Source organism: Salipaludibacillus neizhouensis (assembly GCF_002886185.1).
GTDB classification, from domain to species: domain Bacteria; phylum Bacillota; class Bacilli; order Bacillales; family Salisediminibacteriaceae; genus Salipaludibacillus; species Salipaludibacillus neizhouensis.
In genome coordinates, this window is the sequence record NZ_KZ614147.1 from 1,259,491 (window position 1) to 1,281,714 (window position 22,224).

The 22,224-nt window shown below is 40.3% G+C and carries 18 protein-coding genes; all 18 read left to right on the top strand.

What is annotated here, in order from left to right; all coding sequences use genetic code 11:
• Positions 1-80 precede the first annotated feature (80 nt).
• Positions 81-1,577: a peptidoglycan DD-metalloendopeptidase family protein gene (locus CEF18_RS22565; protein ID WP_110938732.1), complete on the top strand. Its 1,497-nt coding sequence runs from the start codon at positions 81-83 to the stop codon at positions 1,575-1,577.
• A gap of 247 nt (positions 1,578-1,824) precedes the next feature.
• Positions 1,825-3,309, top strand: a complete 1,485-nt coding sequence (locus CEF18_RS22570; protein ID WP_183041004.1) for a S41 family peptidase — start codon at positions 1,825-1,827, stop codon at positions 3,307-3,309.
• A 511-nt stretch (positions 3,310-3,820) separates the two neighbouring features.
• A complete protein-coding gene (locus CEF18_RS22575; protein WP_110938733.1) occupies positions 3,821-5,521 on the top strand; it encodes a hypothetical protein in 1,701 nt (566 codons plus the stop codon).
• 416 nt (positions 5,522-5,937) lie between these two features.
• Positions 5,938-7,941 (top strand): excinuclease ABC subunit UvrB, encoded by a 2,004-nt coding sequence (uvrB, locus tag CEF18_RS22580; protein ID WP_110938734.1) that lies wholly within the window; start codon positions 5,938-5,940, stop codon positions 7,939-7,941.
• A 9-nt stretch (positions 7,942-7,950) separates the two neighbouring features.
• Positions 7,951-10,824 (top strand): excinuclease ABC subunit UvrA, encoded by a 2,874-nt coding sequence (gene uvrA, locus CEF18_RS22585; RefSeq protein WP_110938735.1) that lies wholly within the window; start codon positions 7,951-7,953, stop codon positions 10,822-10,824.
• A 319-nt stretch (positions 10,825-11,143) separates the two neighbouring features.
• Positions 11,144-12,325, top strand: a complete 1,182-nt coding sequence (locus tag CEF18_RS22590) for a DUF4097 family beta strand repeat-containing protein (RefSeq protein WP_110938736.1) — start codon at positions 11,144-11,146, stop codon at positions 12,323-12,325.
• A gap of 39 nt (positions 12,326-12,364) precedes the next feature.
• Positions 12,365-12,562: a PspC domain-containing protein gene (locus CEF18_RS22595; RefSeq protein ID WP_110938737.1), complete on the top strand. Its 198-nt coding sequence runs from the start codon at positions 12,365-12,367 to the stop codon at positions 12,560-12,562.
• Positions 12,562-12,918, top strand: coding sequence for a phage holin family protein (locus CEF18_RS22600; protein ID WP_110938738.1), 357 nt, complete (start codon positions 12,562-12,564; stop codon positions 12,916-12,918). Before CEF18_RS22595 ends, CEF18_RS22600 begins: the two co-directional genes overlap by 1 nt.
• 348 nt (positions 12,919-13,266) lie before the next feature.
• Positions 13,267-14,205 carry an HPr(Ser) kinase/phosphatase gene (gene hprK / locus CEF18_RS22605; protein WP_110938739.1) on the top strand — a complete coding sequence of 313 codons (939 nt, stop codon included), beginning with the start codon at positions 13,267-13,269 and terminating at the stop codon, positions 14,203-14,205.
• Positions 14,206-14,420: 215 nt separating this feature from the next.
• Complete coding sequence (lgt, locus tag CEF18_RS22610) at positions 14,421-15,296, top strand: prolipoprotein diacylglyceryl transferase (RefSeq protein ID WP_110938856.1); 876 nt, start codon at positions 14,421-14,423, stop codon at positions 15,294-15,296.
• 31 nt (positions 15,297-15,327) lie between these two features.
• A complete protein-coding gene (locus CEF18_RS22615) occupies positions 15,328-16,302 on the top strand; it encodes a nucleoside recognition domain-containing protein (RefSeq protein WP_110938740.1) in 975 nt (324 codons plus the stop codon).
• A gap of 146 nt (positions 16,303-16,448) precedes the next feature.
• Positions 16,449-17,111: a pyrophosphatase PpaX gene (gene ppaX / locus CEF18_RS22620; RefSeq protein ID WP_110938857.1), complete on the top strand. Its 663-nt coding sequence runs from the start codon at positions 16,449-16,451 to the stop codon at positions 17,109-17,111.
• A gap of 41 nt (positions 17,112-17,152) precedes the next feature.
• Positions 17,153-17,671, top strand: coding sequence for an acyltransferase (locus CEF18_RS22625; RefSeq protein WP_110938741.1), 519 nt, complete (start codon positions 17,153-17,155; stop codon positions 17,669-17,671).
• Between the two features lie 225 nt (positions 17,672-17,896).
• Complete coding sequence (locus tag CEF18_RS22630) at positions 17,897-19,087, top strand: ATP phosphoribosyltransferase regulatory subunit (RefSeq protein ID WP_110938742.1); 1,191 nt, start codon at positions 17,897-17,899, stop codon at positions 19,085-19,087.
• Positions 19,084-19,734, top strand: a complete 651-nt coding sequence (gene hisG / locus CEF18_RS22635; protein WP_110938743.1) for an ATP phosphoribosyltransferase — start codon at positions 19,084-19,086, stop codon at positions 19,732-19,734. Before CEF18_RS22630 ends, hisG begins: the two co-directional genes overlap by 4 nt.
• Complete coding sequence (hisD, locus tag CEF18_RS22640; RefSeq protein WP_110938744.1) at positions 19,731-21,008, top strand: histidinol dehydrogenase; 1,278 nt, start codon at positions 19,731-19,733, stop codon at positions 21,006-21,008. The genes hisG and hisD overlap by 4 nt, the downstream gene beginning before the upstream one ends.
• The gene (gene hisB, locus CEF18_RS22645) at positions 21,005-21,598 is read left to right on the top strand and encodes an imidazoleglycerol-phosphate dehydratase HisB (RefSeq protein WP_110938745.1); all 594 of its coding nucleotides are present in this window, start codon (positions 21,005-21,007) and stop codon (positions 21,596-21,598) included. The genes hisD and hisB overlap by 4 nt, the downstream gene beginning before the upstream one ends.
• Positions 21,595-22,224: an imidazole glycerol phosphate synthase subunit HisH gene (hisH, locus tag CEF18_RS22650; RefSeq protein WP_110938746.1), complete on the top strand. Its 630-nt coding sequence runs from the start codon at positions 21,595-21,597 to the stop codon at positions 22,222-22,224. Before hisB ends, hisH begins: the two co-directional genes overlap by 4 nt.

The following is a 22,224-nucleotide window of genomic DNA, read 5'->3' on the forward strand; positions in this document are numbered from 1 at the left end:
CTTTCGGGACTCCTTAATAGAAAACTGACTATTTCCTAGGAAATAAAACATATATCGCCAATTTTAAAGGGAGGGTCATTATGACTCGTAAACTAGCATTGTTTTTTATAGCAACAATACTGGCTTTAACTACATTAATAGATTTGATACATATTAAATCAGTTTCAGCTAACACAGGAGAAGAATTAGAAGAAAATATAGAAGAATATAAAAATCAACAAGGTGCTAAAGAAGAAGCAGCAGAACAAACGGAAGAAGAGTTACAAGAAGTAGAAGCAGAGATGAATGGCGTGGCTGAAGAAATTCATCAGTTGGACGATGAAATGCTGACGACTAATCAAAGTATTGATGATAAACAAGAAGAAATTGATGCAACAAATGCACGAATCGAGGAATTACGTGAAGAAATAACAGTTCTTGAAGAACGCATTGCAGAGAGAGATGAAATTCTAAAAGAACGTGTGAAGTTTATGTATCAAAACGGTGGTTCAATAGAATACATAGATGTGATTTTAGGGGCACAAGGTTTTGGAGATTTGCTAGAACGGATTTCCGCTCTTAATTCAATTGCTGAATCCGATCGAAATATTCTTGAACAACATATTGAAGATATGCAAGCAGTGGAAAAAGCTAAAGAGGATTTGGAATCTGAGCTTTCAAGTTTAGAAGAACAAATGGCTGATTTAGAAGATTTAAAACAAGGGTTGGAAGATAAAATTGATCAGAAAGATGTGTTATTGGAACAACTTACTGAGCAAGGTTATTCGTTAGAAGATAACCTATTAAATTTAGAAGAAGAGAAACAGTTTTTGGCGGCTCAAGAAGAAGCGGCAAAACAAGAACTAGCGGCATGGGAAGAAGAGCAACGAAGATTAGAGGAAGAGCGTCGTAAGAAAGAAGAGGAAGAAAGACGCCAGCGTGAGGCAGAGGAACAGAGACAAGCGGAAGAAGCGGCAAGAGAAGCAGAAGAACGTGCTGCTGCTGAAGAAGCGAAAAAAGAAGAAGCAAAACAAGCTGAAGCTAGTACCTCAACGAGTTCATCTTCGTCAAGTAGCTCAGACAATTCTGACTCTAGCAGTTCAAATAATTCTAACAGTAGTTCAGGTAGTTCACCTTCAAGCTCAGAAACTAATACTACTACAACAGAAGCATCGAGTGGAGGTTCTGCTACGCTTCACCGACCAGCTAGTGGTAGAGTAACATCGGGGTACAATCCTAATAGAGTTCATCCTGTAACAGGGAAAGTCAGATCGCACAATGGAATTGACTATGGACGCGATGGTGGTACAGGTATTTACGCAGCTGAGGCAGGTACAGTTATCTCAGCTGGCAGAATGAATGGATATGGTAATACGATTACTATTTCACATGTTGTAAATGGAAAAAGCATTACGACGCTTTATGCACATTTAGCTTCAATGAATGTGTCACCAGGTCAGCGTGTAAGCCGAGGTCAAACGATTGCAGTAATGGGCACGACAGGAGTTTCAACAGGAGTTCACTTGCATTTTGAAGTACACCCTGGAGGTTATGCGGGCTCATCATCATCTGTAAACCCTTCAAGTTATCTCCCGTAAAAAAGATGGATTAATAATTAATTGAATGAAGAAGAGTGTCCTTATATATACTATATTGGACCTCTTCTTTTTTTTGCATCAAAGAAGAAATTCAAAATGTCGATAAATTCCGCAGATTACCATTTTATATAAAAGTAGTAAAAGAGATGGAACTTTCAAATCTATGGCTAACTCTGTTATGATGGAAATAGTGAAAAAAGTTATACGATGGATGACTCCATTTAAATTGTGACAAAGAGGTGAGAGTATGAACAAAAATAATATTATCATCCCCCTAATCGTATTTTTTTCTTTAGTTTTGGGAGCTGGAGGAATGTATGTAGCGATGGGGCCTATGAATGATGATAATGGTTCAATGGAAATGGAGCAAGACGAAGTAGCGCAGCTCATTAACGGTGGCGAGACGGAAGAAGTTCTTGGCAACGTAGATGATGACGAAGAAATGGCTAAAATACAGCAAGCTATAGATATGATCACGGACAAGTATGTAGACGAAGTGGATGAATCCAAGCTGGTTGAGGGTGCGATTACGGGAATGCTTGAAACGTTAGAGGATCCATACTCCGTATACATGGATGAATCAACCGCTGAGGAGTTCATGAATTCTTTGGATTCTACGTTTGAAGGCATTGGTGCTGAAGTAAGTATGACAGATGGCCGTGTTACAATTGTAGCCCCATTTAGAGATTCACCGGCAGAAAACGCAGGATTAAGACCAAATGATAAAATTCTTGTGATTGATGGAGAAGATACAGATGGTTTGTCACTTTATGATGCTGTCCTTAAAATCCGCGGGGAAAAAGGATCCACTGTTACGCTGACAATTGAACGCCCGGGAGTTAACGATCCAATTGATCTGGACGTTGTCCGCGATGAAATTCCTATTGAAACAGTTTACAGTGAAATCATAGAGGAAGATGGAAAGTCAATAGGTGTTATAGAATTAAGTTCATTTGCTGAAAAAACAGCGACTGAGTTTGAAGAACAATTAAAAGAACTTGAAGATAGTAATATTGATGGTTTAATTATTGACGTTAGAGGTAACCCAGGCGGACTCCTTCAAGTCGTTGAGGAAATAGGCAGTCTGATTATTCCGGAAGGCGAGCCTATCGTTCAAATTGAGGATCAAGAAGGCGAGCGCATGAGACAGTTATCGAATCTTGACGGGAAAAAAGAATATCCGATTGTTGCTCTTACGGATGAAGGCAGTGCTTCAGCATCGGAAATTCTTGCCGGTGCATTAAAAGAAGCAGGCGGTTATGAAGTTGTTGGTACAAATACCTTTGGAAAAGGCACCGTACAACAAACTTTACGTATGGTTGATGGAAGCGAAATTAAGCTGACATTGTTCCGATGGTTAACTTCAGATGGAAATAATATAAATGAAGTGGGCGTAGAACCGACCATTAAGGTTGAGCAACCAGACTTCTACTATGCTACTCCATTGGATTTTGAAGAGCCGCTTACTTATGATATGTCTAATGAACATATAAAAAATGCACAAATTATGTTGGCGGGTATAAGTGAATTTGACCCTGGCAGAACGGATGGCTACTTTGATGAAGAAACAGAAGAAGCCGTTAGAGGATTCCAAGAACAAGAGGGTCTCGAGGTAACTGGAGAAATCAATGAAGAAACGGGAACTCGTTTACAAGAGAAAGTTATTGAAGCGATCCAAGGAAAAGAATATGATTTGCAGCTTGATCGTGCGATTGAAGTTATCGTAGAATAACCAGGATCTAGTACTTTCCGATTGAAAAAGAGAATTCTCTTTTTCAATCTTTTTTTTGTTGCTTTTAAATAGGAGAAGTTCGTGTCCACTCAAGACAGCCTACCGAGCTAAAAGGAAGGATGGGGGTGGGATATGGAAATAATGGGGTAATTCTTATAAAAATAAATTGAAGTGAAAAATAAGGTGACATTCAAGTGATTAGTGTCCGGTTGAAAGGAGCTATCTCATGTGTTTAACGACACTAGGTGCACATCTTCTCCTACGAGTGTAGCTTTTTCAGCGGTTAGTGACATTTGAGGGCGGTTTTTTGGTAAGTTTAGATTTAACTTTTTCGATAAAGTTTCTTAGAAGTTCTTATTGTTTAAAAGTTAGTGGAGAAACTGACGATGCATTTAATAAAAGAAGGGGATTGCCGCTTTTATTAAAAAATCACTTTTCTTTTCTGATAATTCATTTACAATGAAAGGAAGAGGTTATGAATAGTAGATCGATGGGTTGAGGAGGGTTTCTCTTGGAAGTAATCGGATTAGAAATATTAAAAGCAGTAGGAAGATTCTTTTTACACCCACTTACATATATATTTGTCATTGCGGCTTTTTGGTTAAGTATGCGAAGGGTAAAACGAGAAAGAAAAGAATTCCACACTCGTGTATATGATGTGATTAAACGAGTTACCTCACCAATAGCAATTGCAATTATTTTTGGAGCTTCACTTTCGGTTGTTATTTTATTACTAGGTATTGAAGTACCAGTCGGTATACTAGCACTTTTAACTGCAGTGTGGATTGTTTTATTGCCCCTAGGACATGCAAGGTGGCTTAGTATGACTGTGGCTGGCTCTATCGTTATGTTTATCATTCCTTTCTTACCGGCCGGCGGAACAGAGTATAGTTGGTTAAATACGTGGTTAGCGGAAATTGACAGCGCGAGTATTCTCGGACTTATCTGGCTCTTGGCGGCATTGTTTCTAGCGGAGTCATTGCTGATTTTATTAGATGGTTGGAAACAGAGTTCACCCTCTCTTTTAAAAAGCAAGCGAGGTAAGATGGTTGGACAGCATATTGCTTCACGTTTATGGTACTTACCACTATTTTTATTATTTCCTGTAGGCCCTTTTTCTACGGAAGGTTGGTGGCCACTGTTTGAGCTCACTAGCGGTCAATCATTCGGCTTAGCACTATTTCCGCTTATGTTGGGATTTCAGGCAAAAGTACATAGTGCTATGCCTATTGATGGCGTAAAAAAAGTTGGTAAACAGTTGCTAGCTTTGAATTTACTAGTTATTGGTGTGGCAGTTGCAGCTTTGTTTTACCCTGTTATTGCGTTAGCAGTGCCAGCATTAGTTTTAATAGGAAGAGAATGTGTTTATTTACTCTACCGTGCTAACGATAAAAGACAATTAAGTATGTTTACACGACGAGAAGAAGGTTTGAAAATTTTAGGAGTTCTCCCTCATTCGACAGCTTCTAAAATGGGTCTTCAGATTGGGGAGATCATTTGGAAAACAAATGGATTGGAAATAGCGTCTCAAGCCGAGTTTTATCATGCACTCCAACAGAATCCTGCTTTCTGTAAATTAGAAATCATCGATTTATCTGGGGAGAAACGTTTCGCACAGTCTTCTATTTTTCAAGGAGACCACTACCAGATTGGGTGTTTGTTTGTACCAGATGATGAGTTTGGTAATCTATCATCGCGCGCATTACGCTCAGCAGTTGTTATCCAACGAGATCGCAGTGATATTGTTGTGGGAGACTCACATCAACTGGACCAAAAGGAGAGTGAGTTAGAATCAGTGGATGATACGGAAAATGTTCCTAATGAGTCTGAAGCAGAATTCGCTAATCCCAATGAAGAAGTTGCCTCAAGTATTGACGAAGTTGAGGGGGACACCAACCCTGAAGAAAAAGAAGTGAATATACCAGTAACAACTGAACGAGAAAAACAGCTCGATGTAGCAGAAGATTTGCAAAAGAAGGAAGGATTCTTTGATAAAGAAACTAAATCCAATGAAGTTGCTTATGGACAAGCAGCTGGTTTAAGTGCTTTCTATGAAGAATTTCTAAATTCAAAACCTGCCAAAAACACATGGACGTCTGATTTTGAAGAAAAAAAGGAATCAGATGCGGAGCACAAGGATGGATCAAATCGCAGCGAAAGAAAAAGGTCGCAAATGGAAGAAGACAACGAACGGAATGATGAAGATAACTAGATGAGTTACTATATGAAGGACACTGGAAAAGTAGATTTTACTTATCTCAGTGTCCTTTTTACTTACTAGATTCTATCCAATAGGATGGCAGTTTTTTGCGATATCCTTTTAAATTAATGTTTTACGTACTAGAATACAGTTTTTCTTTAAACAAAGCTATTTCATTAAAAACTCGTTAATATTATCATTAAAAGGGAATATGTGTTCGTGTTTATCTGAAATTGTGATATAATGATAAATATTCGGTAAGAATGGGTATGAGAGTATTAGACAAGCAATTCATTTGCCGTTTTGTGTGAGTAGATGTATAAAGAAACCTAAGAGATGTATCTTAACTTAGTTTGATCATATAGAATCGATATCTTAGGGTATCTTGAACTTATAATTACGAGTAGGAACGTGAAGGGGGAAATCCAATGTCTGTGCAGCCAGACCGTGACATTCCGTTTGAATTAAAGTCACATTATGAACCCGCGGGAGATCAGCCTACAGCCATTCAAGAGCTGATAGCTGGTATAAACAAAGGGGAAAAATTTCAAACATTATTGGGAGCTACAGGAACCGGGAAGACCTTTACGGTATCCAATGTCATACAGGAAGTGAATAAACCAACACTGGTAATTGCTCATAATAAAACATTAGCAGGACAATTATACAGTGAATTTAAAGAATTTTTTCCTAATAATCGTGTAGAATACTTTGTCAGTTATTATGATTATTATCAACCAGAAGCATACATTCCTCAATCAGATACGTATATTGAGAAAGATGCAAGTATAAACGACGAAATCGATAAGCTTCGTCACTCGGCAACGAGTGCTTTATTTGAGCGGAATGACGTTATTATTGTGGCAAGTGTGTCTTGTATTTACGGTCTAGGTTCTCCGGAAGACTACCGTGATCTGATGGTATCTCTGCGCACTGGAACGGAAAAAGACAGGAATGGTTTATTACGACAGTTAGTCGACGTTCAATATGAACGAAATGATATAGCTTTTACTCGTGGTACGTTTCGTGTACGTGGTGATGTTGTTGAAATTTTCCCTGCCTCACGAGATGAACACTGTATTCGAGTGGAGTTTTTTGGGGATGAAATTGAACGGATAACGGAAGTCGATGCGTTAACTGGAGAAGTGTTAGGTGAACGAGAGCACGTGGCTATTTATCCGGCTTCTCACTTCGTTACTAAAGAAGAAAAATTACAGCGTGCGATTGTCAATATTGAAGATGAGTTGGCGGAAACATTAAAGGTAATGAACGACGAAGGAAAACTTCTTGAAGCACAACGTCTTGAACAACGAACACGCTACGATATAGAAATGATGCATGAGATGGGTTATTGCTCCGGGATTGAGAACTACTCGAGACATTTGACGTTTCGTGAGCCAGGCGCAACTCCGTATACATTGTTAGACTATTTTCCGAAGGATTCTCTAATTATCGTTGATGAGTCTCACGTGACACTTCCTCAAGTTAGAGGAATGTACAATGGGGATCAGGCTCGAAAAGGAGTCCTTGTCAGCCACGGATTTCGTCTTCCGTCAGCGAAGGATAACCGGCCTCTGAAATTCGATGAATTTGAAAAACATATTAATCAAACCATTTTTGTTTCGGCTACACCGGGACCGTTTGAAATAGAGCATTGTCCACAAATGATCGAACAAATTATTCGTCCGACAGGATTATTAGACCCTACAATAGATGTGAGACCTATAGAAGGTCAGATTGATGATATGATCGAGGAAATTCGATTGCGAAAAGAAAGAGGAGAACGAGTCCTAGTGACGACATTAACGAAAAAAATGTCAGAAGACTTAACAGATTACTTGAAGGAAGTAGGAATTCAAGTAAAATACATTCATTCCGATATTAAAACATTAGACCGAATTCAAATTATCCGTGAGCTCAGGCAAGGTCAGTTTGATGTACTTGTAGGGATTAACTTGTTGAGGGAAGGACTGGATATTCCGGAAGTTTCGCTTGTCACGATTCTGGACGCTGACAAAGAAGGATTTCTTCGAGCAGAACGTCCTCTTATACAAACAATAGGGCGTGCGGCTAGAAATTCGAACGGACACGTTATTATGTATGCTAATAAAATAACGAGATCGATGAATATTGCGATTGAGGAAACTCAGCGTCGTCGCGAGATTCAAAAGGCACACAACGAAAAACATGGGATTACCCCTAAAACAATACAAAAAGCAATTCCAAACTTGATTCAAGCGACGTATGCAGCAGAAGAAGTAGAATCATATGATGCATTCACGAAAGCTCCTTCTCAGAAATTAAGTAAAAAAGACCGTGAGAAAGTGATTCAACGAATGGAGCAAGAAATGAAAGAAGCTGCCAAAAATCTCGACTTCGAACGAGCAGCTGAATTACGGGATGTCGTTATTGAATTGAAAGCAGAAGGGTGAGATTGATAAATGGCTCTAGATAATTTAGTTGTAAAGGGAGCACGCTCCCATAATTTAAAAAATATAGATGTCACGATACCACGAGATAAACTCGTTGTGATGACGGGATTGTCTGGTTCAGGGAAATCCTCCCTTGCCTTTGACACGATATACGCAGAAGGGCAGAGACGTTATGTTGAATCTCTCTCAGCGTATGCACGCCAATTTTTGGGGCAAATGGATAAGCCTGATGTTGATGCAATCGAAGGCCTTTCCCCGGCGATCTCTATCGATCAGAAAACTACGAGTAAAAATCCTCGTTCTACTGTAGGTACGGTAACAGAGATCTATGATTATTTAAGATTACTCTATGCTCGCGTAGGTAAACCTATATGTCCTAATCACGGCATTGAAATTAGCTCTCAGACCGTGCAGCAAATGGTCGATCAAATGACAAAGTATCCAGAGCGAACAAAAATGCAAATCCTTGCACCAATCGTTTCAGGACGTAAAGGAACACATACAAAAGTATTGGAAGATATTAAAAAGCAAGGTTATGTCCGTATTCGCGTCGATGGTGAAATGCATGAAACTTCCGATGAAATAGAATTAGAAAAAAATAAGAAACATAGTATTGAAGTTGTGATTGATCGGATTGTCATTAAAGAGGGTGTGGAAACCCGTCTGGCAGATTCTATGGAGACAGCATTGAACTTAGCCGATGGCAGAGTAACTGTGGATGTAATTGGTGAGGAAGAACTTTTATTTAGTCAAAAACATGCATGTCCCCAATGTGGTTTCTCAATAGGGGAATTAGAACCACGTATGTTTTCATTTAATAGTCCTTTTGGAGCTTGTGCTTCATGTGATGGCTTAGGACTAAAATTAGAAGTAGATTTAGAACTCGTTATTCCTGATCCCACATTGTCGTTAAAGAATAATGCAATTGCAGCATGGAAGCCGACAAGCTCTCAATACTACCCGTCTCTTCTTGCGAGTGTATGCGAGTATTACGGGATTGATATGGATGTTCCCGTAGAACACCTACCTAAAGAGCAACTAAATAAAATATTGTACGGAAGCGGAAAAGATAAAATTTTCTTCCGCTATGAAAATGAATTTGGCCGTGTGCGTGAAAAAGAGATTTATTTTGAGGGGGTCATGGAAAACATTACTCGAAGATACCGGGAAACGGGATCAGATTATATTCGTGAACAAATGGAAGGTTTTATGGCTCAAAAGCCTTGTCCAACGTGTAAAGGGAATCGACTGACAAAGGAAGCATTGTCTGTTAAAATAGCAGATCAGCATATTGGAAAAATAACAGATTTATCTGTGAAGGATGCGAAAGTATTTTTTGAAAAGCTGGAACTGTCGGATAAAGACATGACGATTGCAAGAATGATTCTTCGGGAAATTGAGGAACGACTCGGTTTCTTATTAAATGTAGGCTTGGAATACTTAACACTTTCACGGGCGGCGGGAACTTTGTCAGGTGGAGAGGCCCAGCGGATACGTTTGGCGACACAGATAGGTTCTTCACTGATGGGTGTATTATACATTCTGGATGAGCCGTCGATCGGTCTTCACCAAAGGGACAACAACCGATTGATCGCAACGTTAGAAAAAATGCGTGATCTTGGTAATACATTGATTGTTGTCGAGCACGATGAAGACACGATGCTAGCTGCAGATCATCTTATTGATATTGGCCCTGGCGCCGGTGTTCATGGAGGATATATTTGCTCCACGGGTACACCACAGGAAGTTATGGATGATGAGAACTCCTTAACAGGACAATACTTATCTGGTAAGAAATTTATTGCTCTTCCGGCAGAACGACGAGTTTCTGATGGTCGCATGCTCTCCATTAGAGGTGCTGAAGAGAACAATCTACAAAAAACAAATGTCGATATTCCATTAGGTGTACTACTTGCTGTGACTGGTGTATCCGGTTCCGGAAAAAGTACGCTAATAAATGATATTTTATATCGGGCTGTTGCTCAGAAACTTACTACGGCGAAAACCAAGCCTGGGAAGGTGAAGAAAATTGAAGGTATTGAACATTTAGAAAAAGTGGTCGATATTGACCAATCACCGATAGGACGAACCCCTCGCTCTAATCCGGCAACGTATACGAGTGTCTTTGATGATATTCGTGATGTGTTTGCAATGACTAATGAAGCTAAAGTTCGTGGCTATAAAAAGGGACGCTTTAGTTTTAATGTCAAAGGTGGTCGTTGTGAAGCGTGCCGCGGAGATGGGATTATTAAAATTGAAATGCATTTTTTACCGGATGTCTATGTTCCGTGTGAAGAGTGTAATGGCAAACGCTATAACCGTGAAACGAGAGAAATACTGTATAAAGGGAAAAATATATCCGATGTATTGGACATGACAGTGGAAGACTCCGTTCAATTTTTTGAAAACATTCCTAGAATTAAAAGAAAGGTCCAGACTCTTTTTGATGTAGGTCTGGGTTACATGAAGTTGGGGCAACCAGCTACAACTTTATCCGGAGGGGAAGCACAACGAGTTAAACTAGCATCTCAGCTGCATCGCAGATCTACCGGGAAAACTTTATACATCTTAGACGAGCCAACGACAGGTCTTCATGTGCATGATATTGACCGTTTGTTAAAGGTGCTTCAGCGCCTTGTTGAAAACGGAGATACAGTACTTGTCATTGAGCATAATTTAGATGTGATAAAAACGATGGATCATGTCATTGATTTGGGGCCTGAAGGTGGGGACAAAGGTGGTAAGCTAGTTGCTCAAGGAACTCCAGAAGAAGTAGCAAAAGTTAAAGCGTCATATACAGGACAGTATTTAAAACCAATCCTTGAACGTGAGCGGAAGCGAATGGACATCAGGATGAAAGAAAAAGAAAGTGCTTCTGTGTAAAAATGAAGAGAACCCGGGTGCCCGTTTGAAAAAGGTACTCGGGTTTTTGAACTAGATCGTAGCACCTGGTCTGATGTAAATAATGTAAAAGATAAATAGTAAACCAGTGTGCATTTAATCCCGAAGTTTTACGCAATTAAATCGATTGTTTTGAAACCTCTTATACCTTTCATCCGTTATACTAATAACAAGATATTACATCATCCAGCGATGAACCAGAAACTTCACAAGTCTTTCATAAGTGTTTTGATACTAAGTTTAACTGTGTATGGTTTAGTGAAAAATATCGTTAAGCAAAACTTGAAGGAGGCAGTTTACAATGGAAGAACGTAAAATGGTTTTGAAAATGATTGAAGATGGTAAGATTACAGCAGAGGAAGGGTTGCAGTTACTGCAAGCAATGAGAGATGAGCCAACTGAAAAAAAATCCTCTGACTTAGACAAGAAAGAGAAACGCTCAAGATATGAACGAAGAGGACCTCACAGCAACACAGGTAAATATAAAAAGGACCCAGAGGCAAATAAAAAAGAAACAGATCATTACATGTCCAAGGATGTTAATTGGGATGCTCAAGGTTATCGAAAGACGGGGGAGAAAATCACGACATTTGCTAGTAGGTTTTCAGAATTTGTTGAAGATGCCGTACACAAAATAAAAGAGTTTGATCTTGATTTTAATTTTGGTTCTTCTGTTGAAGTTCAGCATATTTTCCAAGAAAAAAATATAACTGTAGAAGATATTGGTATTAATATAGAGAATGGCAGTATTGTTTTCCGACCATGGGAGGAAGACGATGTACGTGTTGAATGTAATGTTAAGGTGTATAAGGTGTCAGATACGGATGAGGCACGAAGAGTATTTCTTGACGAAGCTGGTTTTAGTTTAAACGATGATAAACTACGTTTACACGCGAAGAAAAAATCAATGAAAGTAAACGCGACAGTGTATGTACCGAAACATAATCTAAAGAAAATTCAATTTTATGCGTTTAACGGTAAAATATCTGGGGAAAATGTGTCCGTAGAGAGCTTGGAAGCTAAAACTGTAAATGGGCGTATTAATTTTGAAGAGATTGAAGCGAAGGATGTCAGGCTGGAAACAGTGAATGGAACGATCTCTGTTTCCCGACTAGAAGCTGATCTTTGTGATACAAAAACAGTGAATGGGACGATTGCCATTAAAACAGCTAAGGGTGACTTTGACGGGGAAACACTAAATGGTACCGTTTATTATACGTTACTGGAGCCTGAGAGCGCACGAGCATATATAAAAACAGCCACTGGCAGTGTTGAAGTTACCGTGCCCGATAATGTAAAAACAGAGGGCGAGTTAAAAACTACAGTTGGCGGTATCCAATGTGATTTGCCGGAATTGACTGTAATCGATGAGAAAAAAGACTTTGCAAGTAAGAAAATGACTTTTTTAGCGAATAAAAATCAAGAAGCTCATTTCTATATTGAAGCAGAAGCGACTACAGGTGCTATCTCCATAAAAAATTAAGAGCGATAGTAAGCTGGAACGGAAGGAGCGTTATAGAAAATGAAAAAATTACTTCGATCAAATCATGACCGTAAACTGGCAGGGATATGTGGAGGCATTGGCAATTATTTTGGTATGGACTCTACTGTCGTAAGAATTGTGTTTCTTCTACTGATCATCCCGTTAAATGCAGGGATTATTCTTGCCTATCTCATCGGTATGTTTGTGATTCCAAATGAAGCAGAAGTGAGCTCTTAATGAGCTGGCTCGTACAATTACTCGTAAATGCAGCAGTATTATTAATCATTAGCGCTTTTTTTCAGTCATTTGAGGTAGCTAGTATTGGAGCGGCCTTGCTGGCAAGTTTTATTTTGGCTCTATTTAATCTTATCGTAAAACCTATTTTAATTGTTTTTACCCTTCCGATTACTGTCATGACGCTTGGATTATTTTTGTTTGTGATCAATGCCATCACATTAATGCTTACGCAAGCGATTATGGGAGATAGTTTTGTTATTGAAGGATTTGGCATGGCACTGCTTGCCGCGGTGATATTTGCGATTCTTAGTGCATTGATTCATTCGTTTATTGTTGATCCGGTAACAAAGAGGTAATGCTCTGTGTCATGGAACGAAATAAATAACTAAAAGAAATTCTTTGAGACATTGTTCTTGAAGGATTTTTTTTATAGAGATCGTGTTTCCCTTTCGACAGAGGTACTCGAATTCGCTATGGGCTGAAGCTTGCCATGAGTATAGTTTCTTTTTACAAAAACAACCTTCCATCAAACAAAGCTTTTTTGATAAAAAACATAGGATATGAGCCCTTGGTAATAATAAAGAGCCATAGGATGATTCTGTAAAATTTTATAACGCTCTCAAAATGAGTATGCTAAAATGAGAGTAATGTAAAAGTATATAAGTCACGATTCGATCTTTATACATCAAAGGAGGCAACACATTATGGCAGAAGTAAGCACAAAGCAATTGATAAAGGAATTTGACTTTAAAATATTAAATAATGAAGACGAAGTAGCATATCGTTCGATTACTACGAGCGACATTTCAAGACCAGGTATGGAAATGGCAGGCTATTTTACATATTACCCGGCGAAACGGATTCAATTACTTGGGAAAACAGAAATGACGTTTTATTCAGAACTATCAGCAGCGGAACAAAAGGACCGAATGGAGCGGCTTTGTACATATGATACACCCGCGATTATTTTATCAAGAGGAATGGATGCTCCAGAGAATTTAATTATTGCAGCAGATGCTGTAGGCATGCCAATATTATCTTCTCCGTTAACAACAACGCGTTTAAGTAGTCAACTTACAACGTTTTTAGAAAGCCACTTAGCTCCAATGACAGCTATTCATGGCGTTTTAATTGATATTTACGGTATCGGTGTCATGATCACTGGTTCGAGCGGTGTAGGTAAAAGTGAAACGGCACTTGACCTTGTAAGAAGAGGACACCGGCTTGTAGCTGATGATTCGGTAGAAATACGCCAGGAGCACGACGGTGTCTTGGTGGGACGAGCTCCGGATCTGATTAGACACCTTTTGGAAATTCGCGGTTTAGGAATTATTAACGTAATGACTTTATTTGGAGCTGGTGCCGTTCGAAACTATAAACGAATTGGTTTGGCAATAGATTTAGAAACCTGGGACCAGAAAAAGCAATATGATCGCTTAGGATTAGACGAAGAAACAATCAAAATATTTGATACAGACCTTCCTAAACTAACCGTTCCAGTGCGACCTGGAAGAAACTTAGCCGTTATTATTGAAGTAGCTGCCATGAACTTCCGTTTGAAGCGAATGGGAATTAACGCAGCAGAACAATTCTCAGAGCGCTTGTCCCATGTCATTGAAGAAGGCGATAAAGAAGAATTTTAAAAGAAGATATCTGAGCATACTCTTCAGATAGAAGGATTTCAGACGACAGCATGCTTCTCTCTAGGTGTTGTTTCTTTACTTATGATATTCTATTCGATAGACAGAGACATTATAAAAAGAGAAAATAACTACCTCGATCATCGTAGAAGGAGGAGTAATTGTTGCTTATTCCCCTAATATATTTGTGGTAGTTTGAAAAACGAGGTGTATGTATGATAGTAGGAACCATTGAGCCAATGAACCGCATTGCGTTTCAGTTGGGGCCCATCCCAGTTTATTGGTATGGAGTGTTAATCGGTTTAGGAGCATTTTTAGGTTATTTGTTGGCAAACAGGGAGATGAAAAAGCGAGGCATGCCTGATGATATGCTAGCGGATTTGCTTATGTTTGCCTTGCCTGCGGCTATCATTGGCGCAAGGCTATATTATGTGATTTTCCGTTGGGAGAATTATGCAGATGACCCAATGAGTGCTTTTGCAATTTGGGAGGGTGGCCTTGCCATTCATGGTGGACTAATCGGTGCCATTGTGACTGGAGCAATTTTTGCGAAATACAAAGGAGTGTCTCTATGGAAGATTCTTGATATTACTGCGCCAAGTATTCTGTTAGGTCAGGCAATTGGTCGCTGGGGTAATTTCATGAATCAGGAGGTCTATGGAGGTGAAGTCTCCAGAAGCTTCTTGGAAAACATGATGTTGCCGAACTTCATTATTGACCAAATGTTTATTAATGGTGCTTATTATCAACCTACTTTTTTATATGAATCTATTTGGAATTTAGCAGGGGTTATTCTTTTACTCTCGTTGAGACGGGTTAATCTACGCCGTGGTGAACTTTTTATAACATACGCTATTTGGTATTCGGTAGGAAGATTTTTCATTGAAGGGATCCGAACGGACTACTTATTGATTTTTGGAGTGCTTAAAACAGCCCAGGTTGTTTCGATTATCACCGTAATAGGTGGTATCATCCTTATTGTTTATCGCCGGAAAAAAGAATTAGCAGAGGCAAGGTACCTTGACGAGGAGCCGAAAGAGAAAACCGTGAAGAAACATTCAACGGGACAAAAAAATAAAAAGAAGAAAAAGTAGCTCTATCTATGGTGATGAAAGGAGGCTTTAAATGAATAGGAATACATTTAAACAAGGGTTGAGAACGGGTCTCCTAACCACATGGAAGCTAGGTAGAATTATTTTTCCTATTACATTATTCATTACGATGCTAGGACAGACAGTTGTGATGGACTGGTTGGTTCGAGTTTTATCACCATTTATGAACCTTATAGGGTTGTCAGGAGAAGCAGCGATTCCTGTTGTCTTGGGGAATATGCTCAATTTATATGCCGCAATTGGTGCCATGCTCACGATGGATTTAACCGTGAAAGAGGTATTTATATTAGCAGTAATGCTTTCATTTTCTCATAACTTATTCGTTGAATCTGCTGTAGCAAAACAGGTTGGATTAAAAATATGGGTGGTATTGATTGTACGAATCGGTTTAGCCTTACTGTCTGCATGGGTAATAAATCTAGTTTGGCAAGGTGGAGGAGATCGAGCAAGCTTCGGCTTCGTTCCATCGGATGGGACCGAGTCGATAGAGGGGTATGGTGCTATTGCACTTCATGGAATGGAAAGCGCAGTGATTGGTATTCTCCAGTTAGCCGCAATAGTTATTCCGATTATGATTTTCATTCAAGTGATGAAAGACTTAAAGTGGCTTCCTGTCTTTTCCAAGTGGATGACGCCATTTACAAGAATGCTCGGAATTCACCCGAATACTTCTACGACGCTGGCTGCAGGTCTCACTTTTGGTTTGGCTTATGGAGCCGGGGTTATGATTCAAGCTGTGAAAGAGGATGAGGTAAAACAGAAGGACCTCTATTTAGTCTTTATTTTTCTCGTAGCTTGTCACGCGGTAGTGGAAGATACGTTGATTTTTATACCTTTAGGAATTCCTCTATGGCCGCTATTTCTTGTCAGGCTAGTAACGGCAATTCTTCTTACGATTGCTGTGGCAATTGTTTGGAACCGGCTAGATAAAAAAAGGGATGCCGATGAAACTTCAACAGCTTCGACGTACTCGCATTCTAACAACTAATATGGTTCCCGTACTGCTCAGAAGGACGAAAATCCGCGCCTGTGGTTCTCGTCACAGGCGCTAGTTTCGCATTGTTTGTATAGTAAAAGGCATCATCATAAAAACGAGATAAAGGAATAAAAAAGATAGGATGATTTAAATTGACGATGAACACCAACGATACAAAAAAAATTGATTCGATATTGTTTGATCTTGACGGAACACTGATAAACACGATTGATTTAATCGTAGCTTCCTTTTTACATACGATGGATGCCTATTACCCAGGTAAATATCAGCGCGAGGACGTTATCTCGTTCATAGGACCTCCGTTATCGGAAACCTTTACGAATCTGGATGCAAGTAGAGTAGAAGAAATGACACATACATATCGCACGTTTAATCTTGAAAACCATGATGATCTTGTCAGCGAGTACCAAGGAGTCGCAGAAACATTAGAAGTTCTGTCGCAACAAGGGTATAAACTGGCAATTGTCACGACGAAACGTCGCGACACAGCATTAAAAGGCTTGAAGTTGATGGGGTTAGAGAAGTACTTCAATGTCGTTGTATCGATTGATGAAGTTTCTAACTATAAACCTGATCCGGAACCATTGAATCTGGCTTTGCAACAGCTGGACTCAACGGCGGAAAAAGCAATAATGGTTGGTGATAGTGAACATGATATCCTTGGTGGTCAGAACACGGGTACCAAAACTGCCGGAGTGGCCTGGAGTGTAAAAGGACGAGCCCACCTAGCAAGTTTTCATCCAGATGTGATGCTTGAGGAAATGACGGATTTATTAGATTATCTCGGATTACCAAAATAATGTGACTTTCAAAATGGTCAGAGAAAGAAGGGTATAAGGCTATGGGGCGTAACACAACGAGACATGCTGTGAAAGAAGCAAATTCATTATGGCAAGTGTATAAGACAGTGCCTTTTTTCAAGGTGGCTAAAAACTTTGTTGTCATTCAACTCGCGCGTTATACTCCTTTTCTTTCGTTTAAAAATTGGCTTTATCGAACTTTTTTACGGATGGAAGTCGGTGACAAAGCTGCTGTAGCACTGATGGTAATGATGGACGTCATGTTTCCTGAAAAGATCTCGATTGGGAAAAACTCCGTGATCGGCTATAACACTACGATACTTGCTCATGAATATCTCATTAAAGAATATCGTCTCGGGGACGTCATCATCGGGGACAATGTCATGATCGGTGCAAATTCGACCATTCTACCAGGTGTAACGATTGGGGACGGTGCCATCGTTTCAGCGAGTACCCTTGTTAATAAGGACGTGCCTGCCGGGGCTTTTGTTGGCGGGAATCCAATGCAAGTCATCCGTACAAAAGAACAAATGCAAAATGAAAAAGACGGGCTTCTATAAACTAGTGACGATAAGTTACTAGCTTTTTTTGCATGATTAACTTTTAAGGGGTCAGACCCCCCAGATATTGGGAGTTGGATTACTTAGGGTTTTCTTTGTTTTTGCATCTTGACGTAGACTTAAATCCCTTGTAGACTATTATTTAAGATCTTTATTGCTCTATCATGGTAGCGTACTAAAGTAACAGGCGGAATAACAGTTTGAAATTAGGAAGGTGACGATTCAATGTCGAAACTATTTATGTTTGAAAAGCCATTAGGTATGCGAGATACATTACCAGAACTTCACCAGCTGAAACATCAGCTAAAGCAAGCGATTTCCTCTGAAGCGGCAAGTTGGGGATATGATCCGATTGAAACTCCTACGTTGGAATTTCACGAAACTGTTGGAACAGCATCAGCTATCCTTGATCAACAATTATTTAAGTTGTTGGATCAGCAAGGGAATACACTGGTGCTTCGTCCTGATATGACCGCACCAATTGCCAGAATTGCGGCATCTTCATTAAAAAATGAAGAACGTCCCCTCCGATTAACGTATTCAGCACCTGTATTCAGAGCTCAGCAACGCGAAGGCGGGCGACCAGCTGAATTCGAACAAGTGGGAATCGAACTTATTGGTGACAAGTCAAACAGTGCGGATGGAGAAGTCATTTCATTAATGATGGCGTCTCTTGAAAGCTCGGGAATTTCTTCTTACCAAATTGCTATTGGACATATTGGATTCGTGAATGCCTTACTAAAGGAAGTACTTGGAAATGATACTCGTGCAGATCGTTTTCGCCGGTTTTTATATGAAAAAAATTATGTAGGTTTTCGGAAAGAAGTCGAGAAACTTCCACTTTCCTCGATTGATCAACGTCGATTATATGAACTGCTTCGTTTAAAGGGTGGTCCCGAAGTTATCGAGAGTGCTCGTAAAATTGTCGAGAGCAAACAGGGAAAAGAAGCGATTGATCAACTAGAGCACCTTTACAGAGTTTTAGAGGCGTATGGTTTAACCGAGTCCATTGTTCTCGATTTGAAATTAGTCATGCACATGAGCTACTATACGGGAACTGTTTTCGAAGCCTACAGTAAAGGGTTAGGTTATCCGGTTGGAAGCGGTGGCCGTTATGATCAATTGCTTGAACAATTTGAGCACCCAGAACCAGCGACAGGATTCGGACTCCGATTAGACCGATTGACAGAGGCAGTTGGAAAAACCAAAAGCCCTGTTTTAAAAGATACATGCCTTATTTTTAGTAATGAGAGAAGAAAAGAAGCGATGGAACAAGCGAAAAAGCTTCGCAAGCAAGGGAAGTCAGTCGTTATGCAGGAGCTTACAGGAGTAAATAATGTAGATGCTTATTCTGCACAATTTCAGGACGTCGTTTACTATGTCGGTTCCAATGGAAATGGAGGAACGTCAACATGAGTGAAGATATGATCACAGTTGCCATGCCTAAAGGCAGAATTTTTAATGAAGCAGTAGAGTTATTGCGAAGAGCGAATTACCCAATTCCACCTGAGTTTGACGAATCCAGGAAGCTGATTATTGAAGCTCCCGAAGCGGGCATGCGTTTCATCCTCGCAAAACCGATGGATGTTCCGACGTATGTCGAGCACGGTGTAGCGGACGTTGGTGTTGCTGGAAAGGACGTCATGATTGAAGAAAAGCGTGATGTTTATGAAGTTCTGGATTTAAAAATCAGTGCTTGTTACATGGCAGTAGCTGCTCTTCCGTCGTATGATCCGAAGTCAGAAGTGGCGCCTAAAGTTGCCTCTAAATATCCTAACTTAACGTCGGAATATTTCCGGGAACAAGGGGAACAAGTGGAGATCATTAAGTTAAACGGATCGATTGAACTTGCACCGATTATTGGTCTTGCAGATCGTATCGTCGACATTGTATCTACGGGTCAAACGCTCAAAGCGAATGGTCTTGTTGAAATAGAGGAAATGATTGCAATCACCTCCAGATTCATTGTGAACCCAGTGAGTTATCGCACCAAATCAGCTCAAATAGACGACATGGTCGACCGTTTGGCGGAAGTCGTAGATCAAGGAGTAGAGGCAAAATGAAGATTATTCCCATCCGTGAAGGCCTTTCTTTAAAACGCTCTATTGACCAAGGTACGAGCATGGAACGTGCTTCTGTCGAACGTATTCTCGAAGACGTTCGTAGTAACGGGGATGAAGCCGTTCGAAGATATACAAAGGAACATGATAAAATAGAAGTTACTCAAACACTTGTCACACCGGAAGAAACGGAACAAGCGTATCAAACGGTAGATGAGGATACCTTGGTTATTATCCGTGAGGCAATTGAAAATATTCGAGACTTCCATCAACGTCAAGTGGAACAATCGTGGATGACAACAAAAGAGGACGGAACGATCCTTGGACAAAAAGTAACTGCTTTGGATGCGGTCGGGGTTTATGTTCCCGGTGGCAGAGCGGCCTATCCTTCTTCGATTCTCATGAATGTGATTCCAGCACAGGTTGCCGGAGTGAAACGAATCGTCATGACGTCTCCCCCACAAAAAAATGGATCACTTGATGATATTGTATTAGTGACAGCGAGTGAATTAGGCATAAAAGAAATTTATAAAATAGGTGGAGCACAAGCAATAGGGGCGCTGGCCTATGGTACAGAAACGATTGAAGCGGTGGATAAAATCGTCGGACCAGGAAATATTTATGTGGCACTTGCGAAGCAACAAGTGTTTGGAACGGTAGCGATCGACATGATTGCCGGTCCTAGTGAAGTGGCTGTTCTGGCCGATGACACGGCTAATGCTCGTTTTATTGCTGCTGATTTACTCTCTCAAGCAGAACACGACCCTTTATCTTCAGCGGTTCTCGTCACAGATAATGAAAAGCTGGCGAAAGAAGTTTCCAAGGAAGTAACAGTGCAGCTTGAAACACTTCCAAAACAGGAGATTGCCGAAGCATCGATCAATGATCACGGTGCGATATACATTGCAGAAACGTTTGAAAAAGCAATCGATGCAGTGAATGAACTTGCAGCTGAACACTTGGAACTCCATGTTAAAGCGCCTTGGGATGTTCTTCCCAAAATTCGTCACGCAGGTGCAATCTTCCTTGGAGAATACAGTTCGGAACCAATCGGAGATTATTTTGCCGGTCCAAATCACGTGTTGCCAACGAACGGAACGGCACGATTTTCCAGCCCTCTATCAGTGCAAGATTTCACTAAAAAATCGAGTATCATTTCTTACAGTAAACAAGCAGTCCAACAGCATGGAAAAAAGATATCCGCATTTGCTCGACTTGAAAACTTAGAAGCTCACGCTAGAGCAGTAGAACTACGATTGGAGGATGACCATTCATGACGACTCGACAATCTTCAAAAAAACGCAAGACAAATGAGACAGACATCGAACTTACCTTTGCAATTGATGGTAGCGGTGATGCAAATTTAACGACGGATGTTCCCTTTATGACGCACATGCTTGATCTTTTTACCCGCCATGGTTTATTTGATTTAACCTTGGTTGGAAAAGGTGATACAGAGATTGACGATCACCATACAACGGAAGATATCGGTATTGTATTAGGAGAAGCTTTGAAAGAAGCGTTGCAAGATAAAAAAGGAATTCGCAGATATGGAAACGCGTTTGTTCCAATGGATGATGCTTTGGCGCAAGTGGTGATTGATTTAAGCAATCGTCCGCATTTCGAGCTTCGTGGTGACATTCCTAAAGGTAAAGTGGGAACATTTGATACCGAACTGATTGAAGAGTTTTTATGGAAATTTGCGATGGAGGCTCGAATGAATCTTCACGTCATTGTTCATTACGGAACAAATGTACACCATATTATTGAAGCGATTTTCAAAGCACTTGGGCGAGCGCTGGACGAAGCGACCCAAAAGGATCCACGAGTAAAAGGTGTGCCGTCTACGAAAGGAAGTTTATCATGATCGGAATCATCGATTACGGCATGGGAAATCTTCATAGCGTCACAAAAGCATTGGAACGTTTAGGACACACGCCGTTTTTATCAGAAAAACCGGAAGAATTGTCTCGGGCATCTCTTCTCATTTTACCTGGTGTCGGCTCCTTTAAAGATGGCATGGCTGAGCTCGAGGCAAGAGGATTAGATGTTTTTATTAAACAATGGGCAAATGACGGGAAACCTCTTTTTGGAATCTGTTTAGGGATGCAACTTCTTTTTGAAGAGAGCGAAGAAAATGGAGTCACGAAAGGGCTCGAACTTCTTCCTGGTAAGGTTCGACGTTTCACGGGAGTCACGGCACTTGGCGAAACGTATAAAGTGCCGCATATGGGCTGGAATCGCCTTCGTTTTCATCAAGAAAATCATCCCATTATCCAGAACGTAGAGAAAGGTCATGTTTACTTTGTACACTCCTATGTTGTGGATGCTGATCCAGACGTATTGGTTGCTACGGCTGAGTATGGAGAAACTCACGTGCCGGCAGTAGTAGGGAAAAACACTGTCTGGGCGACCCAGTTTCATCCGGAGAAAAGCAGTTCGGTCGGAATGTCGATATTAAAAAATGTGGTTGAACAAAAAGGGGCTGAGTGA

What these genes read in the sequence shown, in the direction of transcription:
- CEF18_RS22565 (WP_110938732.1), top strand. Translation starts at nt 81, where the DNA reads ATGACTCGTAAACTAGCATTGTTTTTTATAGCAACAATACTGGCTTTA.
- CEF18_RS22570 (WP_183041004.1), top strand. Translation starts at nt 1,825, where the DNA reads ATGAACAAAAATAATATTATCATCCCCCTAATCGTATTTTTTTCTTTA.
- uvrB (WP_110938734.1), top strand. Translation starts at nt 5,938, where the DNA reads ATGTCTGTGCAGCCAGACCGTGACATTCCGTTTGAATTAAAGTCACAT.
- uvrA (WP_110938735.1), top strand. Translation starts at nt 7,951, where the DNA reads ATGGCTCTAGATAATTTAGTTGTAAAGGGAGCACGCTCCCATAATTTA.
- CEF18_RS22590 (WP_110938736.1), top strand. Translation starts at nt 11,144, where the DNA reads ATGGAAGAACGTAAAATGGTTTTGAAAATGATTGAAGATGGTAAGATT.
- CEF18_RS22595 (WP_110938737.1), top strand. Translation starts at nt 12,365, where the DNA reads ATGAAAAAATTACTTCGATCAAATCATGACCGTAAACTGGCAGGGATA.
- CEF18_RS22600 (WP_110938738.1), top strand. Translation starts at nt 12,562, where the DNA reads ATGAGCTGGCTCGTACAATTACTCGTAAATGCAGCAGTATTATTAATC.
- hprK (WP_110938739.1), top strand. Translation starts at nt 13,267, where the DNA reads ATGGCAGAAGTAAGCACAAAGCAATTGATAAAGGAATTTGACTTTAAA.
- CEF18_RS22615 (WP_110938740.1), top strand. Translation starts at nt 15,328, where the DNA reads ATGAATAGGAATACATTTAAACAAGGGTTGAGAACGGGTCTCCTAACC.
- ppaX (WP_110938857.1), top strand. Translation starts at nt 16,449, where the DNA reads ATGAACACCAACGATACAAAAAAAATTGATTCGATATTGTTTGATCTT.
- CEF18_RS22625 (WP_110938741.1), top strand. Translation starts at nt 17,153, where the DNA reads ATGGGGCGTAACACAACGAGACATGCTGTGAAAGAAGCAAATTCATTA.
- CEF18_RS22630 (WP_110938742.1), top strand. Translation starts at nt 17,897, where the DNA reads ATGTCGAAACTATTTATGTTTGAAAAGCCATTAGGTATGCGAGATACA.
- hisG (WP_110938743.1), top strand. Translation starts at nt 19,084, where the DNA reads ATGAGTGAAGATATGATCACAGTTGCCATGCCTAAAGGCAGAATTTTT.
- hisD (WP_110938744.1), top strand. Translation starts at nt 19,731, where the DNA reads ATGAAGATTATTCCCATCCGTGAAGGCCTTTCTTTAAAACGCTCTATT.
- hisB (WP_110938745.1), top strand. Translation starts at nt 21,005, where the DNA reads ATGACGACTCGACAATCTTCAAAAAAACGCAAGACAAATGAGACAGAC.
- hisH (WP_110938746.1), top strand. Translation starts at nt 21,595, where the DNA reads ATGATCGGAATCATCGATTACGGCATGGGAAATCTTCATAGCGTCACA.